The organism is Kitasatospora sp. NPDC051705, from assembly GCF_044453265.1.
Taxonomy (GTDB): domain Bacteria; phylum Actinomycetota; class Actinomycetes; order Streptomycetales; family Streptomycetaceae; genus Kitasatospora.
In genome coordinates, this window is sequence record NZ_JBITCO010000005.1 from 211201 (window position 1) to 234481 (window position 23281).

Genomic DNA, 23281 nt, shown 5'->3' on the forward strand with positions numbered 1-23281 from the left:
TCTGTCTAGTGACGGGGTACGGACTACCAGCGGTAGTGCGCGAAGGCCTTGTTGGACTCGGCCATCTTGTGGGTGTCCTCGCGACGCTTCACGGAAGCGCCCAGGCCGTTGCTGGCGTCGAGGATCTCGTTCATCAGGCGCTCGGTCATGGTCTTCTCGCGACGGGCGCGGGAGTAACCGACCATCCAGCGCAGCGCCAGGGTGCTGGCGCGGCCCGGACGGACCTCGACCGGAACCTGGTAGGTCGCGCCACCGACACGGCGGGACTTGACCTCGAGGGCCGGCTTGACGTTCTCCAGCGCGCGCTTCAGCGTCACGACCGGGTCCGAGCCGGTCTTCTCACGGACGCCCTCGAGGGCGCCGTAGACGATCCGCTCGGCGGTGGAGCGCTTGCCGTGCAGCAGGATCTTGTTGACCAGCTGGGTGACGACCGGGGAGCCGTAAACCGGGTCGATGATGACCGGGCGCTTCGGGGCGGGGCCCTTACGAGGCATTCTTACTTCTCCTTCTTGGCGCCGTAGCGGCTGCGAGCCTGCTTGCGGTTCTTGACACCCTGGGTGTCAAGCGAACCGCGGATGATCTTGTAGCGGACACCAGGAAGGTCCTTCACACGACCACCGCGCACCAGCACGATGGAGTGCTCCTGCAGGTTGTGGCCCTCGCCCGGGATGTAAGCGGTGACCTCGATCCCGCTGGTGAGGCGCACACGGGCGACCTTGCGGAGAGCCGAGTTCGGCTTCTTCGGGGTGGTCGTGTACACACGCGTGCAGACCCCACGGCGCTGCGGGGAGCCGTTCAGCGCGGGAGTCTTGTTCTTCTCGACCTTGTCCTGCCGGCCCTTTCGGACCAGCTGCTGGATCGTAGGCACCGTTTCTCCGTTTTCTGTGTGCCAAGGCTTGGTGGAACTAACCTGCGGTGATCCCTCACACACGGCCCCGTGGTCGACCCACGCGGTCGGGTGTGTTGGGCTTATTCCGACACGGAATCCCATGGCTGATGTACAGCGACGGCGCTCAACGCGCGGGGCGCTGGAAGGCGCTCCGGCTCGGCGCGGCGACCGGTGTGCATGCACGCACAAGGACCCGGGGACACCCCAGGCACAAGGTCAGAGCGTACCTAGCGCATCGGGCGCGGTCAAAACAAATGCAACGCCGCAGGTCGCGGCCATCGGCCGGATGTCGCGGGAGTGTCCCGCGCACGACCACCCGGTGTCCGGCCGCCCTCCAACCGCTCTACCACAGCCGGACGGCCGCCGCCACCCGGGCCGCTCCGCCCGCGGCCCCTCCCGGGCGGCGGCGCGCCGGGTGCCGGGGCGCCGCGGCGCACCCGCCGGAACCCGCCGCGGACACGGCGCGCCCCCTCGTTCGGCCCAGTCGCTCAGGGGATGCTCAAAGCGGGCGACAGCCCGTTCGGCCGGTGCCAGGCTGGGCCAGAAGACGACCGACCACGAACAGAGAAGGCCGCCATGCAGGCGTCAGCGCCGCCGTCCGACCGACCCGGATCCGCCCCTCCGCCCGCCGTCAGCATCCAGGGGTTGTGGAAGCACTTCGGCGGGCAGGCCGCGGTCGCCGGACTCAGCCTGGAGCTGCCCGCCGGTGCGTTCATCGGCCTGGTCGGCCCGAACGGCGCCGGCAAGACCACCACCCTGTCCATGGTCACCGGCCTGCTCCGGCCCGACCAGGGCACCGTCCTCGTCCACGGCGGCGACGTCTGGGCCGACCCCGTCGCGGTGAAGGCCCGGATCGGCATCCTCCCCGAGGGCCTGCGGATGTTCGAGCGGCTCAGCGGCCGCGAACTCCTCCAGTACAACGGGCGGCTGCGCGGCCTGCCCGGCCCCGAGGTGGACCGCCGGGCCGAGGAGCTGCTGGCCGTCCTGGACCTCGCCCGGGACGCCGACAAGCTGGTCGCCGACTACTCCACCGGCATGCGCAAGAAGATCGGCCTGGCCGCCGCCCTGCTGCACAACCCCGACGTGCTCTTCCTCGACGAGCCCTTCGAGGGCGTCGACCCGGTCTCCGCGCAGACCATCCGCGGCGTGCTCAAGCGGTACGCCGCGGCCGGCTCCACGGTGGTCTTCTCCAGCCACGTGATGGAGCTCGTCGAGCAGCTCTGCGACTGGGTCGCCGTGGTCAACGCCGGCCGGGTGATCGCCCAGGGCCCGCTGGACGCCGTCCGCGACGGGCGCAGCCTGCACGAGGCCTTCCTCGACCTGATCGGCGTGCGCGAGGACGACGGCCAGGCGCTCGGCTGGCTCGGCGGCGGCCGGACCGGCGGCGACCACCACGGCGGCGGCCGGACCGGCGGCGACCAGACCGGGGGCGACCGGTGACCACCACCGCCACCACATCCGCCCGCACCGCCGGCGTGCCCGACGGCGGCACCGTCGTCCGCGCCCTGGTCGCGCTCAAGCTGCGGCTGCTGCGCAACGGCCTGCGCCGCAGCCCCGGCCGGACGGCCGTGTACGTCATCGGCGGCGTCGTCGGCCTGGCCTTCGCGGCCGGCATCGCCCTCGCCCTCGCCCTGCTGAACGGGCGGTTCGCCGGCTCCGGGGACGCCGGGGTGATGCTGCTCGGCGTCCTCACCCTCGGCTGGGCCGCACTGCCGCTGTTCCTGTTCTCCAGCGACGAGAGCGCCGACCCGACCCGGCTCACCATGCTGCCGCTGCGGCCCGGCCCGCTGCTGCGCGGGTCGCTGCTGGCCGCACTGATCGGGCCCGGCCCGGTGGTCAGCCTGGTGCTGGTGACCGGCGCGGCGCTGTCCGGCGCCGACGGCGCCGCCTCGGCGGCGGCCGCCGTGGTCGGCGTGCCGCTCGCCGTGCTCTGCCTGGTCACGCTCTCCCGCGCGGTGGCCGCGGGCAACGCCCGGATGCTCTCCAGCCGGCGCGGCAAGGACTTCGCGATCTTCGGCGGCCTGCTCTTCGCCCTGCTCGCCCAGGCCGCCAACGTCGGCTCGCAGAGCGTCTTCGGGCGCCCCGGCCAGCACCTCGACCTCAGCCCGCTGGCCCCGATCGCCTCGGTGCTGCGGTGGATCCCGCCGATCGGCGCGGCCGACGCGGCCCGCACCGCCGGCGAGGGCCGGTACGGGCTGGCGCTGCTCCAGCTCGCCTCGGCCGGGGCGCTGCTCGCCCTGCTGCTGCGCTGGTGGCGCGCCAGCCTCCAGGAGCTGATGGTCACCGCCGACTCCTCGACCCTGGAGGTGGCCCGCGGGGTGCGCGGCACGGGCGGCTGGCGCCTGCTGCCCGACGGCCGCGTCGGCGCGGTGATGCAGCGCCACCTCCGGTACGCCTGGCGCGAGCCGCGCGCCAAGGCCGCGGTGTTCACCAGCATCGGCATGACGGTGGTGATCTGCCTGCTGTCGGTCGTCCAGGGCTGGCCGAGCGTCTACCTGCTGGCGATGACCGGGATGTTCCTCGGGCTGCAGATGCTCAACCTGTTCGGCATGGACGGCTCTGCGTTCTGGATGGTCGCGGCGACCCTGCTCACCCCGGCCGACGCCCGGGACGAGCTGCGCGGCCGGGCCTACGCGGTGCTCTCCTACGCCGTCCCGGTGACGCTGGTGCTCGGGCTCCTGCTGGCCTCCGTCACCGGCGACTGGGCCGGCCTGCCGTCCGCGGTCGGCCTGGCACTGGCGCTGCTCGGCTGCGGCGTCGCACTCGGCGCGACGCTCAGCGTGCTCGCGCCGTACACGATGCCGGCCGACGGCAACCCGATGCGCAACGCCGCCCCCGGGCAGGGCGGGCTGCTGCTGGTCAACCAGTTCGGCTCGATGGTCGGGGTGGCGGTGCTCGCCCTGCCGGTGGGCGGCTACCTGGCCTGGGCCCTGCTCTCCGACGGCCCGACCTGGCCGCTGCTGCCGCTCGGCCCGCTCTACGGGGCCCTGGTCGCCGTGCTCGGCGTCCGCTTCGCGGCCCGACGGCTGCTGGAGCGTGCGCCGGAGATCCTCGCCAAGGCCGTCGAACGCTAGGACCCGCCTTCAGGCCCGTGCGGAGCGCCCGGCCCCCTCGGGGAGGCCGGGCGCTCCGGCATCATGGGCGGGAGGGCCGGACCGTCGAGGGAAGCAGGGGCACACCGTGGGCAAGCGCGCGCAGCAGGGCGGGAACGGGGGCGCCGGGCCGCTGCTGGAGCAGGCCGTGCGGTCGGTCCTGACCGTCCCCGACGAGGCGCTGGACCTCGCACTGGACACCGGGGCCTCGCTGCTCGCCGCCTCGGCCGCGCAGTGGCCGGAGGTCAGCCGGGCCCTGCTCGGCCACGCGGACGCCGCCGTCGGCCGCTGCTGGTCCGCCGGGTGGCGCCCGGCCGACCTGGTCCGGGTGGTCCGGCGCGGGCTGAAGCCCGTCCACCTCGCCCTCGCCGTCGACCTGATCGCCGCGGAGGGCCGCCGGCACCCCGCGGCGGCCCTCGACCGGCGCTGGCAGGAGCAGCTGCGCGAGCTGGAGGCCGAGGTGTGGTGGCCGGGCGACGAGCAGTACCTCGGCGCCTTCGCCCACCGGCACCGGCTGGACCGCTTCGCGCTCGCCACGGCGGCCCTGGAGCTGCTGCGGACCTGGGGCCGGCTGCCGCCGATCGCCCCGGTCGGCCCGGCGCCCGGCCGGCGGCCGCGGGCCGAGCGCGGCGACGGGCCGGTGCCCGGGGAGCCGCGGATGCTGGCCCGGATCCGGGCGCTGCTGGCGAAGGCCGAGTCCACCGAGTACCCGGAGGAGGCCGAGGCGCTCACCGCCAAGGCCCAGCAGCTGATGGCCCAGCACAGCATCGACGACGCGCTGCTGGCCGCCGCCGGCTCCGACCGGGACACCCCGGCGGCGCTGCGGATCGGCGTGGACAACCCGTACGAGGGCCCCAAGACGATGCTGCTGGACGCCGTCGCGGCGGCCAACCGCTGCCGGGTGGTGTGGGCCAAGGAGTTCGGCTTCTGCACCGTCGTCGGCTTCGACGGCGACCTGGACGGCGTCGAGCTGCTCTACACCTCGCTGCTGGTGCAGGCCACCCACGCGCTCAACAAGGCCGGCTCCGGCCGGGACTCCCGCAGCAAGGCGTTCCGGCAGTCCTTCCTGGTCGCGTACGCGGCGCGGATCCGCGAGCGGCTGACCGCCGCCACCGAGCGGACCACCAGTGCCGCCGCGGCCGGTCGGCACCTGCGCGAGGACGGCACCGAGGAGCAGCTGCTGCCGGACGCCCGGCTGCTGCCCGCGCTCGCCGCCCGTTCCGAGGCGGTGGACGACGAGGTCGGCCGACTGTTCCCGAAGCTCGTCTCCCAGCGGGTCCGGGTGAGCGACGGCGAGGGCTGGGCGGCCGGGCGCGCCGCCGCCGACCGCGCCGCCCTGCACGGGCGTTCCGGGGAGATCCGCGGCCGGGCCTGAGCGCCCGGCGGGCGCCGGGCCGGGGAGATCGCCGGAACTGATAGAACGGAGGCCGCCACGAACCAAGGGGGATCGACGTGACGGAGTCGGCGGCCGAGTCGGGGTACCGGGACCGGGTGCGCGGGGCGCTGCTCGGCGGGGCCGTCGGTGACGCACTGGGCTGGCCGGTGGAGTTCCAGCAGCTCCACCAGATCCAGGAGCGGTACGGCCCGGACGGGGTGACCGGGCTGCCGGGCGGGCCCCACCCGGCCGAGGTCACCGACGACACCCAGATGACCCTCTTCACCGCCGAGGGGCTGATCCGCGGCTTCGTCCGCGGCTGGTCCGGCGGCGGCGGATCGGTGCCGCAGGCCGTCCACGGCGCCTACCGGCGCTGGCTGCTGACGCAGTACCAGGGGGTGCCGGACGCCGCACCGCAGCCCCACCCGTACGACGGCTGGCTGCTGCGGCAGCCCTTCCTGTACGCGCGGCGGGCACCGGGCAACGCCTGCCTGAGCGGGGTGTCCGAGCACCCGGTGTTCGAGGCGCCGTCGATGATCGGGCGGCCGGGTCCGATCAACCCGCACTCCAAGGGCTGCGGCACGGTGATGCGCTCGGCGCCGTTCGGGCTGGCCCGGCTGGGAGTCGAGCAAGCCTTCGGACTGGCCGTGCAGTGCGCCCAGCTCACCCACGGGCACCCGACCGGCTACCTCGCGGCGGGCGCCTTCGCGGCGCTCGTGGAGCGGCTGGCGACCGGGACGGAGCCGTGGGCCGCGGTCGGCGAGACCGTGGAGCAGATCCGGGAGCTGCCGGCCTCGAAGGAGACGGTGCAGGCGCTGGCCCGGGCCGTCCGGGTGGCCCAGGAGTCGCAGCCCTCGGCGGAGGCGGTGGAGCGGGTGGGGCTCGGCTGGATCGCCGAGGAGTGCCTGGGGATGGCCGTGTACGCGCTGCTCGCGGCCACCCTGGACGCCGACCCGGTGCGCACCGCGCTGCGGCTGTCGGTGAACCACTCCGGGGACAGCGACTCCGTGGGCGCGGTCTGCGGCAACCTGGTCGGCGCCGCGTACGGCGCGTCGGCGCTGCCCGCCGAGTGGACCGGGACGATCGAGGGCCGGGCGGAACTGCTGCGGGTGGCCGACGACCTGCTGGTGCTGTTCGGCAGCCGGGACCCGGCCCACCCGGCGCTCGGCGGCCGCTACCCCGCCGGGTGAGCCCTGCCGGGTGAGCCCTGCCGGGAGGGCACTGGCGGGACGGCACTGGCGGGAGGGCACTGCCCGGTGAGCCCCGCCGCGGCCGCGGATGAACGCTACCCCGCCTGCGGGTCGGTGACCTGGCCGAGGAAGAGCGGCCGCCCGTCGGCGGTGTCCCGGACCAGGAACAGGAACGGCCGGTCGACGTGCAGCTCGACGGCCTCCGGCGCGGCCGGCGCGGCCATCACGCCCACCCCGGCGCCGCTGCCGGCGGCCGCGACCGTGCCGTCCTCGGTGACCTCGACGGTGGCCTTCTGCACCACCGTGCTCAGGCCGAGCTGTTCCTTGGCCAGCCCGCTGAAGTCCGGGGCGTCGAAGGCCGCCCGGACGCCGAGCGCGCGCAGCGCGGAGGTGAGGTCCGAGCTCGTGTCGAAGTGGAAGCGCGGCAGGGTCAGGTCGACGGACCGCTCCTCCAGCGCGCCGAGGATCCGGTCGAGCTGGGGCTGGTCCAGGCCCTTGGTGAAGGCCGTGAAGCCGCCCTGCGCCGGGACGATCAGATCCATCGCCAACCCGCCCTCCGCGTAGGGGAGTTCGACGGCCTGCCAGGGTTCGCCGACGATGCCTCCGGAGCCCTCGGCGTACCGCAGGGTGCCGGTTCGGGCCATCGTGGCGACCGCCGGCGCGGAGCCGTCGAGCTTGCGGAAGGGCCGGTCGGAGGTCTTCGCGGGGGTGAAGGCGGTGGCCCACTTCGCCTTCAGGTAGAGCGCGTCGGTGAGGACCAGCCGGGTGTCGGAGGTGATCTGCCGTTCGCCGAACAGGTCCTTGATCCGCCCTTCGGTGGCCTTCTCCACCGCCGTGTTGACGAGCCGGCGGCTGCCCGCCGGGTCCTTGGCGAAGTCGACGGGGTGCACTCCGGCGTCGAAGGCGGTGGCGAGGGTGTCCAGGTACGCCGGGTCGACGGTCAGGCCCTGCTGCGTCCACAGGTCGTCCGTCTGCCGCAGGGTGAGCTTGTCGGTGGCCGGGACCGGGCGGGCCAGCGCCCCGGTCACCAGTGCGTACTGGCGCGCGTCGAGCCCGCTGTGCAGGGCCTTGCCGAGTTCGTCGGCGGTCGCGCCGCGGGCGCCCGGGAGCAGCATGGCGAGCACGGTCGCCAGCCCCGACGGGGAGAGCACCAGGTTGCGCCCCGCGCCGTCCGGTGGCGCCGTGAGCGCGTGCAGGAGGTCCACCCCGAAGGCGCTGGTCCCGGCCGTCACCTCGGCCGACCGGGCCGGGTCCGCGGTCGGCCGGACGGACGACGCCGTGACCCGGACGGTGGGGGTGTCCGCCGCCGTGCTGCCGCACCCGGCCAGCGCCGGCCCAGCGGCCAGCACGGCGGCGAGGAGCAGCCCGGCCGGACGGCGGGAGCGGTGGTGCCCTGCGCTGCTGCGGTTCGTCATGGCCCTTCGACGCACCGCCCCGGCAGCCGGTTCCGCCCGCTCCGGGGGCCTCAGTCCCAGAGCGCCCCGAGGGCGAGCAGCTCGTCCCGGTGCTCGATCCGCCCCACCCAGTCGGCCGGCCAGACCGACCCGCCGTGGTGGGCGCCGGCGAAGGCGCCGGTGAGGCAGGCGAGGGAGTCGGAGTCCCCACTGGAGTAGGCGGCCCGCCGGACGGCGGCGACCGGGTCGTCCGGCAGCAGCAGGAAGCAGAGCAGCCCGGTCGCCAGGGCCTCCTCGGCGATCCAGCCCTCGCCGGTGGCCAGGCACGGGTCCGCCTCGACGTCGGGTGCGGCGAGCGCGGCGTCCAGCCGGTCGAGCACGCGGAGGCAGTCGTCCCAGCCGCGGGCGATCACGTCCTGCGGCGAACCGCCGTGCCAGTGCTCGGCGAGGTCGCCGAGCCAGAAGCCGTCGTACCGCTCGCGGCTCGCGAGCGCGTGCGCCCGCAGCACCGCCGGCAGGTCGGCGGGCCGGACCCCTTCGGCGAGCCGGCGGACGGCGAGGGCGGTGAGGTCGCTGGCGGCGAGCGCGGTCGGGTGACCGTGGGTGAGGGCGGACTGCAGCTGTGCGGCGCCCGAGAGCGTGCGGGCGTCGAGTCCGGGGACCAGCCCGACCGGAGCGACCCGCATGTTGGCGCCGCAGCCCTTGGAGCCGACGTCGCTCGCCTGCTGCCAGCGGTACTCCTCGCGGCTGAGCCGCTCGCAGGAGCGCAGGCAGGTCATCCCGGGGGCGCGGTTGTTCTCCGGCGACCGCCACCAGTCGACGAACTCCTCGCGCACCGGCCGGGCCAGCCGCAAGGGCGTCAGCGGCCCGCGGGCCAGGGCGGTGCGCAGGCCGCGGCCGAGGGCCAGCGTCATCTGGGTGTCGTCGGTGACCAGCGCCCTGGCGGGCAGCGGGAGCCGGCGCCAGTCGGGCCAGTCGTTCGCGATCATCTCGACCGTCCGGAACTCCGTCACCCGGCCGATCGCGTCCCCGATCGCCAGCCCCAGCAGCGCCCCCGTCGCCTTGCCCACGGCCCTCTCCCCGCTTCCCTAGAGCTCGACCAGCAGTTCGCCGAGCCCCCGGATCACGTAGCCCGGGTTCCACTCGGGCTCGCGGCTCAGCCGCAGGCCCGGGGCCCGGCGCAGCAGCGTGCCGTAGGACTCGGTGAGCTCCAGTCTGGCGAGCGGGGCGCCGAGACAGAAGTGGATTCCGGCGCCGAAGGTGACGTGGGGGTTGTCGGCGCGGGCGAGGTCGAGGCGGTCGGGGTCGGTGAAGCGGGCCGGGTCGCGGTTGGCGGAGCCGAAGAGGAGGGCGATCTCGGAGCCGCGCGGGACGGTGACGCCGTGCAGCTCGACGTCCTCCAGGACCCATCGCTCGAACATCTGCAGCGGGGTGTCCCAGCGCATCAGCTCCTCGACGGCGGTGGGCAGCAGCTCGTCCACGGCTCCGCGCAGCCGGGCGAGTTCGCCGGGGTTGCGGAACAGCGCCCACCAGCCGTTGCCGGTGGTGTTGACGGTCGCCTCGTGGCCGGCGTTGAGCAGCAGCACGCAGGTGGAGACCATCTCCTGCTCGCTGAGCGCGTCCGAGCCCTCCTGGGCCTGGATGAGCGCGCTGATCAGGTCGGTGCCGGGGGCGGTGCGGCGCTCGCGGATGAGGGCGCGCAGGTAGTCGGAGAACTCGGTGCTCGCGGTGACGGCCCGGCGGGCCGCCTCCTCGGTCGGGTTGAGCTCGAACATGCCGGTGATGTCGGCGGACCAGGGCCGCAGCAGGTGCCGGTCGGCCTCCGGCACGCCGAGCATCTCGGCGATCACGGCGACCGGCAGCGGCTCGGCGACGGCGGAGATCAGGTCGCCGCCGCCGGCCGCGAGCAGGTCGTCGACGAGTTCTCCGGCGAGCCGCCGGACGGTCGGCCGCAGGCCCTCGACCATGCGCGGGGTGAAGGCCTTGGAGACCAGCCGGCGGATCCGGGTGTGGTCGGGGGCCTCCAGGTCGAGCAGCCCGTGGTCGTTGAGCGTGTGGAAGGGCTCGTGCGCCGGGTCGGGCTCGGGGCGGCCGAACTCCTGGTGGCTGAAGCGGTGCGTGTAGGTGCGGCCGAGCCTGCGGTCCCGCAGCAGCGCGCTGACGTCCGCGTGGCGGGAGACGAGCCACTGCCCGGTGGGTTCGAAGAACGTCACCGGTGCGTGCTCGCGCAGTTCGGCGTACGCGTCGTAGGGGTGGGCCACGAACGCCGCCGACCAGGGGTCGAACTTCGCCGTCGTCGTCATCGCTCGGTCGCTCCAGGCCGTGAGGGGAACCGGAAGGATCATCGTACGCACGCGGTCCGTCGCGTCCAGGGGTGATCCGGAGGGCGTCACCGGGGGCACCGCCGAGGACGCCGGGGCGTCAGGACGCCGGCATGCCAGCACGTCAGACGTCAGGCCCCCGGCGTCAGGACGTCACCGGGGGCGTTCCGCCAGCAGCTTCGCCACCAGCGCGGGGAGCGCCGTGGAGATCGGCTCCCGGACCACCTCGTCGGCGACCTCGTCGAACGGCGTCGGTTCGCCGTTCACCACCACCAGCCGGGCACCGGACTCCCGCGCGATCTGCGGCAGTGCCGCCACCGGGTAGACCTGCAGACTGGTGCCCACCGCGATGAACAGGTCGCAGGCCCTGGCGACGGCGTCGGCCTGCTGCAGCACCACCGGGTCCAGCGACTCCCCGAACATCACCGTCCGCGGCCGGAGCACTCCCCCGCACTCCCGGCAGGCCGGGTCCGGCTCCCCCGCCGCGACCCGCTCCAGCGCCTGTTCCATCGCGCCGACCGCCCGGCAGCCCACGCACTGCACCTCCCGCGCGGTGCCGTGCAGTTCGAGCACCTTGCGGGCCGGCAGTCCGGAGCGCTGGTGCAGCCCGTCCACGTTCTGGGTGAGCACCCGCAGCGGCAGGCCGGAACGCTCCAGCTCGACCAGCGCCCGGTGCCCGGCGTTCGGCTCGGCCCCGAGCGCGCCCGCCTCGGCTCGCATCACCCACGCCCGGCGGCGCACCTCCGGGTCCCCCAGGTAGGGGCCGATGGTGACCATCCGTTGGGCCGACGGGTCACGCTGCCAGAGCCCCTGCGGGCCGCGGTAGTCGGGGATGCCGGAGTCGGTCGAGATGCCCGCGCCGGTGAGGACGGCGATCAGGGGGCGCTTCGTGGTCATGCCCGGACGGTACGGCCGGGGCCGCCGGCACCGCCACCGAGTATCCGCACGCGGCGCCGGCTCCACCGCGGACCGGCCCGGGAACGGACGGACGGGTGCCCGCTCCTCCCCTGCGGGAGCGGGCACCCGTCCGGACCGGCCCACCGCGGTCAGGCCAGGGCCGCGCGGCGCACCGTGCCGGGCCGGACCAGCGGGGCCAGGGCCGCCAGGTAGCAGACGGCCGCCACCGGGATCAGCGCCAGGTCGACCCCCGAGGCGGCGGTGCCCACCAGCATCAGCACCGGGCTCCACCAGCGCAGCGCCCGGGCCGGGCCGGCCGCCGCGGCGACCAGCAGCGCCAGCAGGCCGACGTAGAACAGCAGCGGACCGACCTGGTAGACGAGCGGCAGCACCCCCGGCACGCCCTGCACCCGGTCGAACAGCCGCGACTGATCGGCCTTGTCGGCCGCCACCACACCCACGTACAGGTCGATCCCGATCTGCACCAGCGAGCACGCCAGGCCCGCGAACGCCGTCCCCAGCGCCGCCCCGGCCGCGGCCCGCCCGGCGGCGGAGCGCGGGGCGAGCAGCCCGCGCAGGGCCACCAGCACCGGGGCGAACAGCAGCAGGCCGGCGAACATCGCGGTGTGGCCGGCCGTCCAGCCGAGCCCGGGGGCCCGGGAGCCGGGGACCAGCCGGATGCCGCCGTACAGCGCCATCAGCGCCGGGGCGGCGACGGCTGCGTACGGGGTGAGGCGGTGCGTGCGAAGGCGGTTCATCCTGGGCTCCTGCGGTGATCCGTGGTCCGTTCCGACCCCACCGATGCTGTCCGCCGACCCCCTCGTCACGGATCGCCCGCACCGGTGAACCCGCCGCCTCCCCCGCACGGGGGAGCACCGGCCGCGGCCCGCCCGGCCGGCGCCTCAGGACTCCCCGGCCACCACCGCGCCGGCCTCGTACGCGAACACCACCGCGTGCACCCGGTCCCGCAGCCCCAGCTTGCCGAGCACGTTGCTGACGTGGGTCTTCACGGTGTGCTCGCTGACCACCAGCTCGGCCGCGATCTCCGCGTTGGACAGTCCGCGCGCCAGCAGCCGCAGGGTCTCCTGCTCGCGCAGGGTCAGCTGCTCCAGCAGCCGGGACGGCGGCCGCACCGCCCGTTCGGGCGCGCCCGGGCGGCGGGCGGCGAACTCGCCGATCAGCCGCCGCGTCACCGAGGGGGCGAGCAGCGCCTCGCCGGAGGCCACCATCCGCACCCCGTGGGCCAGGTCGTCCCGCCGGACGTCCTTGAGCAGGAAGCCGCTCGCGCCGGCGTACAGCGCGTCGAAGACGTAGTCGTCCGCGTCGAAGGTGGTCAGCATGATCACCTTGGTGGCCGGGAACTCGGCGCAGACCCGGCGGGCCGCCTCCAGGCCGTCCATCACCGGCATCCGGACGTCCAGCAGCAGGACGTCCGGGCCGTGGGTGCGGACCGCCTCGACGGCCTCGGCGCCGTCCCGGGCCTCGGCCACCACCTCGATGTCGGGCTGCGCGTCCAGGATCATCCCGAACCCGGCCCGCACCAGCTCCTGGTCGTCCGCGACGACCACCCTGATCGGCTTCATCCGCCCGCCTCCTCCACCACCACGCCCGCCGCCCCCAACGGCAGCCGGGCACTCACCAGGAAACCGCCGCCACCCGGCCCGGGCCCGGCCTCGGCCCGCCCGCCGCAGGCCGCCGCCCGTTCCCGGATGCCGACCAGGCCCCGGCCGCCGGACCAGCCCGCCACGGTGCCGGCGGCGGCCACCGGCAGCCCCCGGCCGTTGTCGGACACCACCAGCTCCATCACCTCGCCGGCCCGCCGCACCCGCACGGCCACCCGGTCCGCACCGGAGTGCTTGACCGTGTTGGTGAGCGCCTCCTGCACGATCCGGTACGCCGCGGCCTGGACGTCGGCGGGCACCGCGGCCAGCCCTTCGGCCAGTTCGAGCTCCACCGTCAGCCCGGCCCGGCGCACCCGCTCGGCCACCGCGGCGAGCTCGGCCAGCCGGGGCTGCGGGGCCAGCTCCGGGCCGGCCCCCTGCTCCTTCAGCACCCCGAGCACGCGCCGCAGCTGGACCATCGCGTCCCGGCCCGCGTCGGCGATGGTGTCGAAGGCGCGGATCGCCCGCTCCGGATCCCCGTGCACCACCAGCGGCCCCGCCTCGGCCTGGATCACCATCAGCGAGACGGCGTGCGCCAGGATGTCGTGCATCTCGCGGGCGATCCTGGCACGCTCCTCCGCCACCGCGCGCCCGGCCTCGCTGGCCACCCGCTCCCCCGCCTCCCGGGCCCGCTCGGCCTCCAGCCGGGCCAGCCGCCGCTGGGCCCGCACCAGCGAGCCGAAGACGAACGAGCCGACCGAGGTGAGCAGGCTGAACAGCATGCCGTTCGGCGAGTGGGTGCCGACCACGTTGCCGACCACCACCGCCGCCAGCACCGCCCAGCGGGCCCGCTCCGAGCAGCGCTCGGCGACGGTGTAGAGGCCGATCACGCCGGCCAGCGGCACCTGCGGGTTCGCCGAGTGCGCCACCACGGACAGCGTCACGAAGGCCACGCTGCTCGCCGCGAGCGCCCCGAGCGGCGCCCGGCGCCGCCAGGGCAGTGGCAGCGCGGTCGACACGGCCACCAGGTAGACCCACCCCGGCCAGGCCGTGTCGTCGTTGTAGACCGCCCAGACCGAGATCGCGGCCGAGGCCGCCGCCAGCGCGGAGTCCAGCACGTACGGACTCAGCCCCGCGGACCACTTCCGCCAGCGCGCCGCTCCCACCACCCTCGGCCCTCCCCCGTAGCCGGGGGCGCCGCCCCCGCGGAGAAGATCATGCCCTACCGGCAGCACCTCCGGAACGGCCCGGACGGGCCGGGCCGCGGCGGACCGCACCGGCCGGGCCCGCGCCGGCTCAGGCACCGTCGACCGTCACACCGCCGGCCCCGGTCCGCGCGGTGATGCTGTGCGCGGCCCCCGGCCGGGACGGGATCCCGACCTCCACCCCGCCGGCGCCCGCCCGGGCGTCCACCGCGTACTCCGCCCCGTTCGGCACCCGGACCCGCACCCCACCGGTCGAGGCCGTCGCCTCCACCGTGTCCGGCGCGGCCGCGAAGTCGGCCCGCACGCCGCCCGTCCCGGTGCTCAGCCGGACGTTCTTCGAGGTCAGCCCGGTGGCCTCGACCCCGCCGGTGCGCACCTGCGCCTGCACCTCGCCGGCCAGCCCGACCAGCCGCACCCCGCCGGTCTCCTGCTCGATCCGCACCTTCGTCCCGGCCGGCACCCGCACCGTGTACCCGACGCCGCAGCCGCTGCAGTCGTAGGTCAGCCGCAGCACGCCGTCCCTGACCTCGTGGGTGGTGGCGGGCGCGTCGCCCCGGTAGTTCTGCTCCTCGACCACCTGCACCGCGTCGCCACCGCCGGTCACCACGATCCCCCCGGTGTGCGCGTCGACCACCAGCTCCCGCACCGGCTCGGAGACCCGGTAGCGCACCGTCCGGTGCTCCTGGTCGTCCCCCGGCAGGCAGGCCGACATCCCCGCCAGCACCGCCCCCGTGATCGCCACCGCGCCCAGCATCCGCTTCATCTCCGGCCCCCTTCGAAAGCCCCGTCGTCCCGGCTCCGGAAGCCTCCCGCGGCGGCCCGCTCCGCCACCTCCCCCGGCGGAGCGGTTCCCGCGCCTCCCCCGCACGGGGGAGCGCCCCCGTCCCTCCCCCGGGAACGCCGAAGGGCCCGGAGGCGTGATGCCTCCGGGCCCTTCGAACGAGTAGCGGGGACAGGATTTGAACCTGCGACCTCTGGGTTATGAGCCCAGCGAGCTACCGAGCTGCTCCACCCCGCGTCGGTGAACACGACCTTACGCCACTGCGGCCGAATCACCTAACCGGTTGTTCCCGGGCCCCCTCACCGGCCCCTCACCGGCCCCGCCCCGGCCCCTCCCCGGCCTCGCGCCGGCCCCTCACGACCCTGCGGAGGCGCCCCGCGGAGCCGGGGAACGCCGCAGGGCGGCCACCCCCTGAGGGGTGACCGCCCTACGGTCGGTGACACCTGGACCGGCCTCCCGCCCGTCACCGGGCGGAGAGGGGGACTCAGCCGGTGTACGGGCCGTAGTCGTAGTCGTCCAGCGGGACAGCCTGGCCGGAGCCGGCGCCGAAGGGCGACAGGTCGTAGTCGTCGTAGCCGACGGCCGAGTACATGGCGGCCTTGGCCTCCTCGGTCGGCTCGACCCGGATGTTGCGGTAGCGGGGCAGACCCGTACCGGCCGGGATGAGCTTACCGAGGATGACGTTCTCCTTGAGGCCCAGCAGCGGGTCCGACTTGGCGTGGATCGCCGCGTCGGTGAGGACCCGGGTCGTCTCCTGGAAGGAGGCGGCCGACAGCCAGGACTCGGTGGCCAGCGAGGCCTTGGTGATACCCATCAGCTGCGGACGGCCGGAGGCGGGGTGACCGCCCTCGGAGACCACGCGACGGTTCTCCTGCTCGAAGCGGCCGCGCTCGACGAGCTCGCCCGGGAGCAGCTCGGCGTCGCCCGACTCGATGATCGTCACGCGGCGGAGCATCTGCCGGATGATGATCTCGATGTGCTTGTCGTGGATCGACACACCCTGCGAGTTGTAGACCTTCTGGACCTCGGCGACCAGGTGGATCTGGACGGCGCGCTGGCCCATGATGCGCAGGACGTCGTGCGGGTTGGTGGCACCCATGGTCAGCTTCTGGCCGACCTCGACCGCCTCGCCCTCGCTGACCAGCAGCTTGACGCGCTTCGAGACCGGGTAGGCGATCTCGTCGGTGCCGTCGTCCGGCGTGACGACCAGCTTGCGGGTCTTCTCGGTGTCCTCGATGCGGACCCGGCCCTGCGCCTCCGAGATCGGGGCCACACCCTTGGGGGTACGGGCCTCGAAGAGCTCGACGACACGCGGCAGACCCTGGGTGATGTCGTCACCGGCCACACCACCGGTGTGGAAGGTACGCATCGTCAGCTGGGTGCCGGGCTCACCGATGGACTGGGCGGCGATGATGCCGACCGCCTCACCGATGTCGACCAGCTTGCCGGTGGCCAGCGAGCGCCCGTAGCACATGGCACAGGTGCCGACGGCCGACTCGCAGGTCAGGATCGAGCGGGTCTTGACCTCGGCGATGTTGTGCCGGATCAGCTCGTCGATCAGCACGTCACCGAGGTCGGTGTTGGCGGTGGCCAGCAGCTTGCCGTCGATGGTGATGTCTTCGGCGAGCATGCGGGCGTACACGCTGGTCTCGACGTCGTCGGCCTTGCGCAGCACGCCGTCCGCACCCACGGAGCCGATCGCCAGCTTCAGGCCGCGCTCGGTGCCGCAGTCCTCCTCGCGGATGATGACGTCCTGGGAGACGTCGACCAGACGACGGGTGAGGTAACCGGAGTCGGCGGTACGGAGGGCGGTGTCGGCCAGACCCTTACGGGCACCGTGGGTGGAGATGAAGTACTCCAGCACGGACAGACCCTCACGGAACGACGCCTTGATGGGTCGCGCGATGGTCTCGTTCTTGGCGTTCGACACCAGACCACGCATACCGGCGATCTGGCGCATCTGCATCATGTTTCCACGGGCGCCCGAGTCGACCATCATGAAGATGGGGTTCGTCTTCGGGAAGTTCGCGGCCATGGCGTCCGCGACCTCGTTGGTCGCCTGGGTCCAGATGCCGACGAGCTCCTGCTTGCGCTCGTTGTCGGTGATCAGACCGCGCTCGTACTGCTTCTGGACCTTCTCGGCCTTGGCCTCGTAGCCCTCCAGGATGGCGGGCTTGCTCGGCGGGACGATGACGTCCGAGATGGAGACGGTGACACCCGAACGGGTCGACCAGTGGAAGCCGGCCGCCTTCAGGTTGTCCAGGGTCGCCGCGACGACGACCTTGGGGTAGCGCTCCGCCAGGTCGTTGACGATCGCGGAGAGCTGCTTCTTGCCCACCTCGTAGTCGACGAACGGGTAGTCCTCGGGCAGCAGCTCGTTGAAGAGCGCGCGGCCCAGGGTGGTGGTCAGGCGGAACGGCTCGCCGTCGAACCAGGTGGACTGGCCCTCCTCGTCCACCGGCGGGGTCCAGCCGCGCGGCGGGACGGTGCCGGCCTGCAGGCGCAGCTCGATCGGGGCCTGGACGTCCAGGTCGCGGGCGTCGAAGGCCATGATCGCCTCGGCGGTCGACGAGAAGGTGCGGCCGGCGCCCTTCACGTTGTCGCGGTCCGAGGTGAGGAAGAACAGACCGAGCACCATGTCCTGGGTCGGCATGGTGACGGGGCGACCGTCGGCCGGCTTCAGGATGTTGTTCGAGGACAGCATCAGGATGCGGGCCTCGGCCTGCGCCTCCGCGGAGAGCGGCAGGTGGACGGCCATCTGGTCACCGTCGAAGTCCGCGTTGAACGCGGTGCAGACGAGCGGGTGGATCTGGATGGCCTTGCCCTCGACCAGCTGCGGCTCGAAGGCCTGGATGCCGAGGCGGTGCAGGGTGGGCGCACGGTTCAGCAGGACCGGGTGTTCGGCGATGACCTCTTCGAGGACGTCCCACACGACCGGACGGGCGCGCTCGACCATGCGCTTCGCCGACTTGATGTTCTGCGCGTGGTTCAGGTCGACCAGGCGCTTCATCACGAACGGCTTGAAGAGCTCCAGCGCCATGGCCTTGGGCAGACCGCACTGGTGCAGCTTGAGCTGCGGGCCGACGACGATGACCGAACGGGCCGAGTAGTCGACTCGCTTGCCGAGCAGGTTCTGGCGGAAACGACCCTGCTTGCCCTTCAGCATGTCGCTGAGGGACTTCAGCGGGCGGTTGCCCGGGCCGGTGACCGGACGGCCGCGGCGGCCGTTGTCGAACAGCGCGTCGACGGCCTCCTGGAGCATGCGCTTCTCGTTGTTCACGATGATCTCGGGCGCGCCGAGGTCGAGAAGCCGCTTCAGGCGGTTGTTGCGGTTGATGACGCGGCGGTACAGGTCGTTCAGGTCGGAGGTCGCGAAGCGGCCACCGTCCAGCTGCACCATCGGACGCAGGTCCGGCGGGATGACCGGGACGCAGTCCAGCACCATGCCGTTGGGCTTGTTGGTGGTCTGCAGGAACGCCGAGACGACCTTGAGGCGCTTGAGCGCACGGGTCTTCTTCTGGCCCTTGCCGGTGCGGATGATCTCGCGCAGGCGCTCGGACTCCTCGGCCAGGTCGAAGGTCTCGAGGCGGTCCTTGAGGGCCGCCGCGCCCATCGAGCCGGAGAAGTAGGTGCCGAAGCGGTCGCGCAGCTCGCGGTAGAGCAGCTCGTCGCCCTCGAGGTCCTGGACCTTGAGGTTCTTGAAGCGGGCCCACACCTCGTCGAGGCGGTCCAGCTCGCGCTGCGCGCGGTCGCGCAGCTGCTTCATCTCGCGCTCGGCGCCCTCGCGCACCTTGCGGCGCACGTCGGCCTTGGCGCCCTCGGCCTCCAGCTCGGCGAGGTCGGTCTCGGCCTTCTTGGCGCGGGCCTCGAGGTCGGAGTCGCGGCGGTTCTCGATCTGCTGGCGCTCGACCGAGACGTGCGCCTCCAGGGACGGCAGGTCGCGCTGGCGGCGCTCGTCGTCGACCCAGGTGATCATGTAGGCGGCGAAGTAGATGACCTTCTCGAGGTCCTTCGGCGCCAGGTCCAGCAGGTAGCCCAGGCGGGACGGGACACCCTTGAAGTACCAGATGTGGGTGACCGGGGCGGCCAGCTCGATGTGGCCCATCCGCTCGCGGCGCACCTTGGCGCGGGTCACCTCGACGCCGCAGCGCTCGCAGATGATGCCCTTGAAGCGGACGCGCTTGTACTTACCGCAGTAGCACTCCCAGTCCCGGGTGGGGCCGAAGATCTTCTCGCAGAAGAGTCCGTCCTTTTCGGGCTTCAGGGTGCGGTAGTTGATGGTCTCCGGCTTCTTGACCTCGCCGTGCGACCACTGGCGGATGTCGTCGGCGGTGGCCAGGCCGATGCGGAGCTCGTCGAAGAAGTTGACGTCAAGCACTGGTCGTCAAGCCCTCTTTCGTAAGTCGAGAGTCGTTCATGTGGTCTGAGGGGGGCCTGGGGGTGGGCCGGCTGCGCGGGCAGCCGGCCCCACCTCCGTCAGACCTCTTCGACGCTGCTCGGCTCGCGCCGGGACAGGTCGATGCCGAGCTCCTCGGCGGCGCGGAACACGTCCTCGTCGGAGTCCCGCATCTCGATGGACTGGCCGTCCGAGGACAGCACCTCCACGTTGAGGCAGAGCGACTGCATTTCCTTGATGAGGACCTTGAAGGACTCGGGAATGCCGGGCTCGGGGATGTTCTCGCCCTTGACGATGGCCTCGTAGACCTTCACGCGGCCGAGCACGTCGTCGGACTTGATGGTGAGCAGCTCCTGCAGCGCGTAGGCCGCGCCGTACGCCTCGAGGGCCCACACCTCCATCTCACCGAAGCGCTGACCACCGAACTGCGCCTTACCACCGAGCGGCTGCTGGGTGATCATCGAGTACGGGCCGGTCGAGCGGGCGTGCAGCTTGTCGTCGACCAGGTGGTGCAGCTTGAGGATGTACATGTAGCCGACCGAGACCGGCATCGGGAACGGCTCGCCGGAGCGGCCGTCGAACAGGCGGGCCTTGCCGGTGGAGTTCACCAGGCGCTCACCGTCACGGGTGAGGGTGGTGTTGTCCAGCAGACCGGTGATCTCGTCCTCGCGGGCGCCGTCGAAGACCGGGGTGGCGAGGTTGGTGCCGCCCTGGACGGTGTCGGCGCCGATCGCCTGCAGGCGCTGGGCCCACTCGTCGGCGAGGCCGGAGACGTCCCAACCCTGCTTGGCGAGCCACCCGAGGTGGATCTCCAGGACCTGTCCCGGGTTCATTCGGGACGGGACACCCAGCGGGTTGAGGATGATGTCGACCGGGGTGCCGTCCTCGAGGAACGGCATGTCCTCGACCGGGAGGATCTTGGAGATGACACCCTTGTTGCCGTGGCGGCCGGCGAGCTTGTCACCGTTGGTGATCTTGCGCTTCTGGGCCACGTAGACGCGGACCAGCTGGTTCACGCCGGGGGGCAGCTCGTCGCCCTCCTCGCGGTCGAAGACGCGGACGCCGATGACCTTGCCGGACTCACCGTGCGGCACCTTCAGCGAGGTGTCGCGGACCTCACGGGCCTTCTCACCGAAGATCGCGCGGAGCAGGCGCTCCTCCGGGGTCAGCTCGGTCTCACCCTTCGGGGTGACCTTGCCGACCAGGATGTCGCCGGTGACGACGTCGGCGCCGATGCGGATGATGCCGCGCTCGTCGAGGTCGGCGAGGACCTCCTCGGAGACGTTCGGGATGTCCCGGGTGATCTCCTCGGGGCCGAGCTTGGTGTCACGGGCGTCGACCTCGTGCTCCTCGATGTGGATCGAGGAGAGGACGTCGTCCTGCACGAGGCGCTGCGACAGGATGATCGCGTCCTCGTAGTTGTGACCCTCCCACGACATGAACGCCACGAGCAGGTTCTTGCCGAGGGCCATCTCGCCCTCGTCGGTGCACGGGCCGTCGGCCAGGACCTGGCCGGACTCGACCCGGGCGCCCTCGTCCACGAGCACCTTCTGGTTGAAGGCGGTGCCCTGGTTCGAGCGGGTGAACTTGGCGGCGCGGTACGTGGTGTACGTGCCGTCGTCGTTGGCCACGGTGACGTAGTCGGCCGAGACCTCCTGGACGACACCGGCCTTCTCGGCGGTGATGACGTCCGCGGCGTCGACGGCGCAGCGGTACTCCATGCCGGTGCCGACCAGCGGAGCCTCGCTCTTCAGCAGCGGCACCGCCTGGCGCATCATGTTCGAGCCCATGAGCGCGCGGTTGGCGTCGTCGTGCTCGAGGAACGGGATCATGGCGGTCGCGACCGACACCATCTGGCGCGGCGAGACGTCCATGTAGTCGATCTCGGTGCCGGGGATGTAGTCGATCTCGCCGCCACGGCGGCGGACCAGGACGCGCGGCTCGGCGAAGTGCAGGTCCGCGGTCAGCGGCGCGTTCGCCTGGGCGATGACGTAGCGGTCCTCCTCGTCGGCGGTGAGGTAGTCCACCTTCTCGGTGACGACACCGTCGACGACCTTGCGGTACGGGGTCTCGATGAAGCCGAAGGCGTTGACCCGGCCGTACGAGGCCAGCGACCCGATCAGACCGATGTTCGGGCCTTCCGGGGTCTCGATCGGACACATGCGGCCGTAGTGCGAGGGGTGCACGTCACGGACCTCGAAGCCGGCGCGCTCACGGGAGAGACCACCGGGACCGAGGGCGGACAGACGGCGCTTGTGGGTCAGGCCCGACAGCGGGTTCGTCTGGTCCATGAACTGCGACAGCTGGCTGGTGCCGAAGAACTCCTTGATGGAGGCGACGACCGGCCGGATGTTGATCAGGGTCTGCGGCGTGATCGCCTCGACGTCCTGGGTGGTCATGCGCTCGCGCACGACGCGCTCCATGCGGGCGAGACCCGTACGGACCTGGTTCTGGATGAGCTCGCCGACGTTGCGCAGGCGGCGGTTGCCGAAGTGGTCGATGTCGTCGACCTCGACCACGATGTCGCGGCCGGTCTCGTCGTTCCACTCGGTCTCACCGGCGTGCAGCTTCACCAGGTACTTGATCGCACCGATGATGTCGGGCTCGGTGAGCACGCCGGAGTCCAGCGACTCGGCGTTGCCCAGCTTCCGGTTCACCTTGTAGCGGCCGACCTTCGCGAGGTCGTAGCGCTTCGGGTTGAAGTACAGGTTCTCCAGAAGCGTCTGCGCGGCCTCGCGCGTCGGCGGCTCGCCGGGGCGCAGCTTGCGGTAGATGTCCAGCAGCGCGTCGTCCTGGCCCTGGGTGTGGTCCTTCTCCAGGGTGTTGCGCATGGACTCGTACTCGCCGAACTCCTCGAGAATCATCTCGTTGGTCCAGCCGAGCGCCTTGAGCAGCACGGTGACGGACTGCTTGCGCTTGCGGTCGATGCGGACGCCGACCATGTCGCGCTTGTCGATCTCCATCTCCAGCCAGGCACCACGCGAGGGGATGACCTTGCAGGAGTAGATGTCCTTGTCGGACACCTTGTCCAGGGTGGAGTCGAAGTACACACCCGGGGAGCGGACCAGCTGCGACACGACGACACGCTCGGTGCCGTTGATCACGAACGTGCCCTTGTGGGTCATGAGCGGGAAGTCGCCCATGAAGACCGTCTGAGACTTGATCTCACCGGTCTCGTTGTTGGTGAACTCGGCCGTGACGAAGAGCGGGGCCGCGAACGTGAAGTCGCGGTCCTTGCACTCGTCAATGGAGTTCTTCGGCGGCTCGAAACGGTGGTCGCGGAAGGTCAGCGACATCGACCCACTGAAGTCCTCGATCGGGGAGATCTCCTCGAAGATCTCCTCCAGACCGGACTTGGTGGGGACGTCCAGACCGTTCTCCAGCGCCTCCTCGACCCGGGACTTCCAGGCCGCGTTGCCGAGCAGCCAGTCAAAGCTCTCGGTCTGCAGGGCGAGGAGGTTGGGGACCTCGAGGGGCTCCTTGATCTTCGCGAACGAGACGCGGAGCGGGGCGGTGGATGCGGCGGAATTGTTCGAGGCGTTGCGCGGCGCGGCCAAGAGGGGGGTCCTTCCGAGGGCTCGGAGCTCACTACGCGCGTACCAGCCGGGCCTGCTTGGGCTTGGTCCCGCCTCCCTCGCCACTGGCCTCCGCCGGGGATCGAAACCCCAGGTCAGAGCCGCTTTGCGGAGGCGATGCCAGACCCCTTCAGGGCAACGCAAACTCCGGGCGACGAGTCACGGAGCAGCTAACAGGCAGCGCAAAGGGACAGTGTAGCCAAAGGGCACACTGCTGTCCAGCTCTGATTCGGAAACCGAATCGGAGACTCCTCCCGGTAGCCGGCGGCCGCGAACGACCACCGGGTACTGCACCGGCCCGGGCACTGCCCGGGCCCCATAACTCACGTGGAGTCATTTCCCGCCGGAGCCACTGGTTATGCATCCAGCGGCGAACCAACCGGGCGGACTCGCGCCTTGAGAATCGCGCGCCGCGCCGGGTTCGTCAAGGGCCCGCCGGCGGGGCGGGCCTCGACCCCTTCATCGGTCGGACGCCCCCCGGCGTTACAGAAGCCGTGGTGGGGGCCACCGCCGATGACGGTGATCACCATACCCCCCGGCACCGACGGTGCCGAGTGGACTCTCG

General features: G+C 72.6%; 16 protein-coding genes and 1 tRNA gene. 4 read left to right on the top strand and 13 right to left on the bottom strand.

Going from position 1 to position 23281, the window contains the following annotated elements:
• Positions 1-23: 23 nt before the first annotated feature.
• Positions 24-494 (bottom strand): 30S ribosomal protein S7, encoded by a 471-nt coding sequence (rpsG, locus tag ACIA8Q_RS09175; protein ID WP_030055803.1) that lies wholly within the window; start codon positions 492-494, stop codon positions 24-26.
• Between the two features lie 2 nt (positions 495-496).
• Positions 497-868 carry a 30S ribosomal protein S12 gene (gene rpsL / locus ACIA8Q_RS09180; protein ID WP_360209123.1) on the bottom strand — a complete coding sequence of 124 codons (372 nt, stop codon included), beginning with the start codon at positions 866-868 and terminating at the stop codon, positions 497-499.
• Between the two features lie 597 nt (positions 869-1465).
• Here rpsL and ACIA8Q_RS09185 point away from each other — a divergent pair.
• The 4 genes from ACIA8Q_RS09185 (at position 1466) to ACIA8Q_RS09200 (ending at position 6546) form a co-directional block, all read left to right on the top strand.
• A complete protein-coding gene (locus ACIA8Q_RS09185) occupies positions 1466-2329 on the top strand; it encodes an ABC transporter ATP-binding protein (RefSeq protein WP_396316937.1) in 864 nt (287 codons plus the stop codon).
• On the top strand, positions 2326-3963 hold the full coding sequence (locus ACIA8Q_RS09190) for a transporter (RefSeq protein ID WP_360209129.1): 1638 nt from the start codon (positions 2326-2328) through the stop codon (positions 3961-3963). The genes ACIA8Q_RS09185 and ACIA8Q_RS09190 overlap by 4 nt, the downstream gene beginning before the upstream one ends.
• Positions 3964-4069: 106 nt before the next feature.
• Positions 4070-5356 (top strand): DUF2786 domain-containing protein, encoded by a 1287-nt coding sequence (locus ACIA8Q_RS09195; protein ID WP_360209132.1) that lies wholly within the window; start codon positions 4070-4072, stop codon positions 5354-5356.
• Positions 5357-5433: 77 nt separating this feature from the next.
• Entirely contained in the window at positions 5434-6546 is a 1113-nt protein-coding gene (locus tag ACIA8Q_RS09200; RefSeq protein ID WP_396316938.1) for an ADP-ribosylglycohydrolase family protein, read from the top strand.
• Positions 6547-6641: 95 nt separating this feature from the next.
• Here the strand turns inward: ACIA8Q_RS09200 and ACIA8Q_RS09205 are convergent, their stop codons facing one another.
• The 11 genes from ACIA8Q_RS09205 to rpoB form a co-directional block, all read right to left on the bottom strand.
• A complete protein-coding gene (locus ACIA8Q_RS09205) occupies positions 6642-7961 on the bottom strand; it encodes a serpin family protein (RefSeq protein ID WP_387901102.1) in 1320 nt (439 codons plus the stop codon).
• 50 nt (positions 7962-8011) lie between these two features.
• Positions 8012-9010: an ADP-ribosylglycohydrolase family protein gene (locus ACIA8Q_RS09210; RefSeq protein WP_396316939.1), complete on the bottom strand. Its 999-nt coding sequence runs from the start codon at positions 9008-9010 to the stop codon at positions 8012-8014.
• Positions 9011-9028: 18 nt separating this feature from the next.
• The gene (locus ACIA8Q_RS09215; protein ID WP_360209154.1) at positions 9029-10243 is read right to left on the bottom strand and encodes a cytochrome P450; all 1215 of its coding nucleotides are present in this window, start codon (positions 10241-10243) and stop codon (positions 9029-9031) included.
• A gap of 171 nt (positions 10244-10414) precedes the next feature.
• The gene (locus ACIA8Q_RS09220; protein WP_360209157.1) at positions 10415-11158 is read right to left on the bottom strand and encodes a Sir2 family NAD-dependent protein deacetylase; all 744 of its coding nucleotides are present in this window, start codon (positions 11156-11158) and stop codon (positions 10415-10417) included.
• Positions 11159-11307: 149 nt separating this feature from the next.
• Positions 11308-11916, bottom strand: coding sequence for a hypothetical protein (locus ACIA8Q_RS09225; protein ID WP_360209159.1), 609 nt, complete (start codon positions 11914-11916; stop codon positions 11308-11310).
• A 144-nt stretch (positions 11917-12060) separates the two neighbouring features.
• The gene (locus ACIA8Q_RS09230) at positions 12061-12741 is read right to left on the bottom strand and encodes a response regulator transcription factor (RefSeq protein WP_360209162.1); all 681 of its coding nucleotides are present in this window, start codon (positions 12739-12741) and stop codon (positions 12061-12063) included.
• Positions 12738-13928 (bottom strand): sensor histidine kinase, encoded by a 1191-nt coding sequence (locus tag ACIA8Q_RS09235; protein ID WP_387901097.1) that lies wholly within the window; start codon positions 13926-13928, stop codon positions 12738-12740. The genes ACIA8Q_RS09230 and ACIA8Q_RS09235 overlap by 4 nt, the downstream gene beginning before the upstream one ends.
• A gap of 127 nt (positions 13929-14055) precedes the next feature.
• A complete protein-coding gene (locus tag ACIA8Q_RS09240) occupies positions 14056-14727 on the bottom strand; it encodes a hypothetical protein (RefSeq protein WP_360209167.1) in 672 nt (223 codons plus the stop codon).
• Positions 14728-14908: 181 nt separating this feature from the next.
• Positions 14909-14982, bottom strand: a tRNA-Met gene (locus tag ACIA8Q_RS09245).
• Positions 14983-15229: 247 nt separating this feature from the next.
• The gene (locus tag ACIA8Q_RS09250) at positions 15230-19123 is read right to left on the bottom strand and encodes a DNA-directed RNA polymerase subunit beta' (protein WP_360209170.1); all 3894 of its coding nucleotides are present in this window, start codon (positions 19121-19123) and stop codon (positions 15230-15232) included.
• Between the two features lie 98 nt (positions 19124-19221).
• Positions 19222-22698, bottom strand: coding sequence for a DNA-directed RNA polymerase subunit beta (gene rpoB / locus ACIA8Q_RS09255; RefSeq protein WP_360209173.1), 3477 nt, complete (start codon positions 22696-22698; stop codon positions 19222-19224).
• Between the last annotated feature and the right edge of the window lie 583 nt (positions 22699-23281).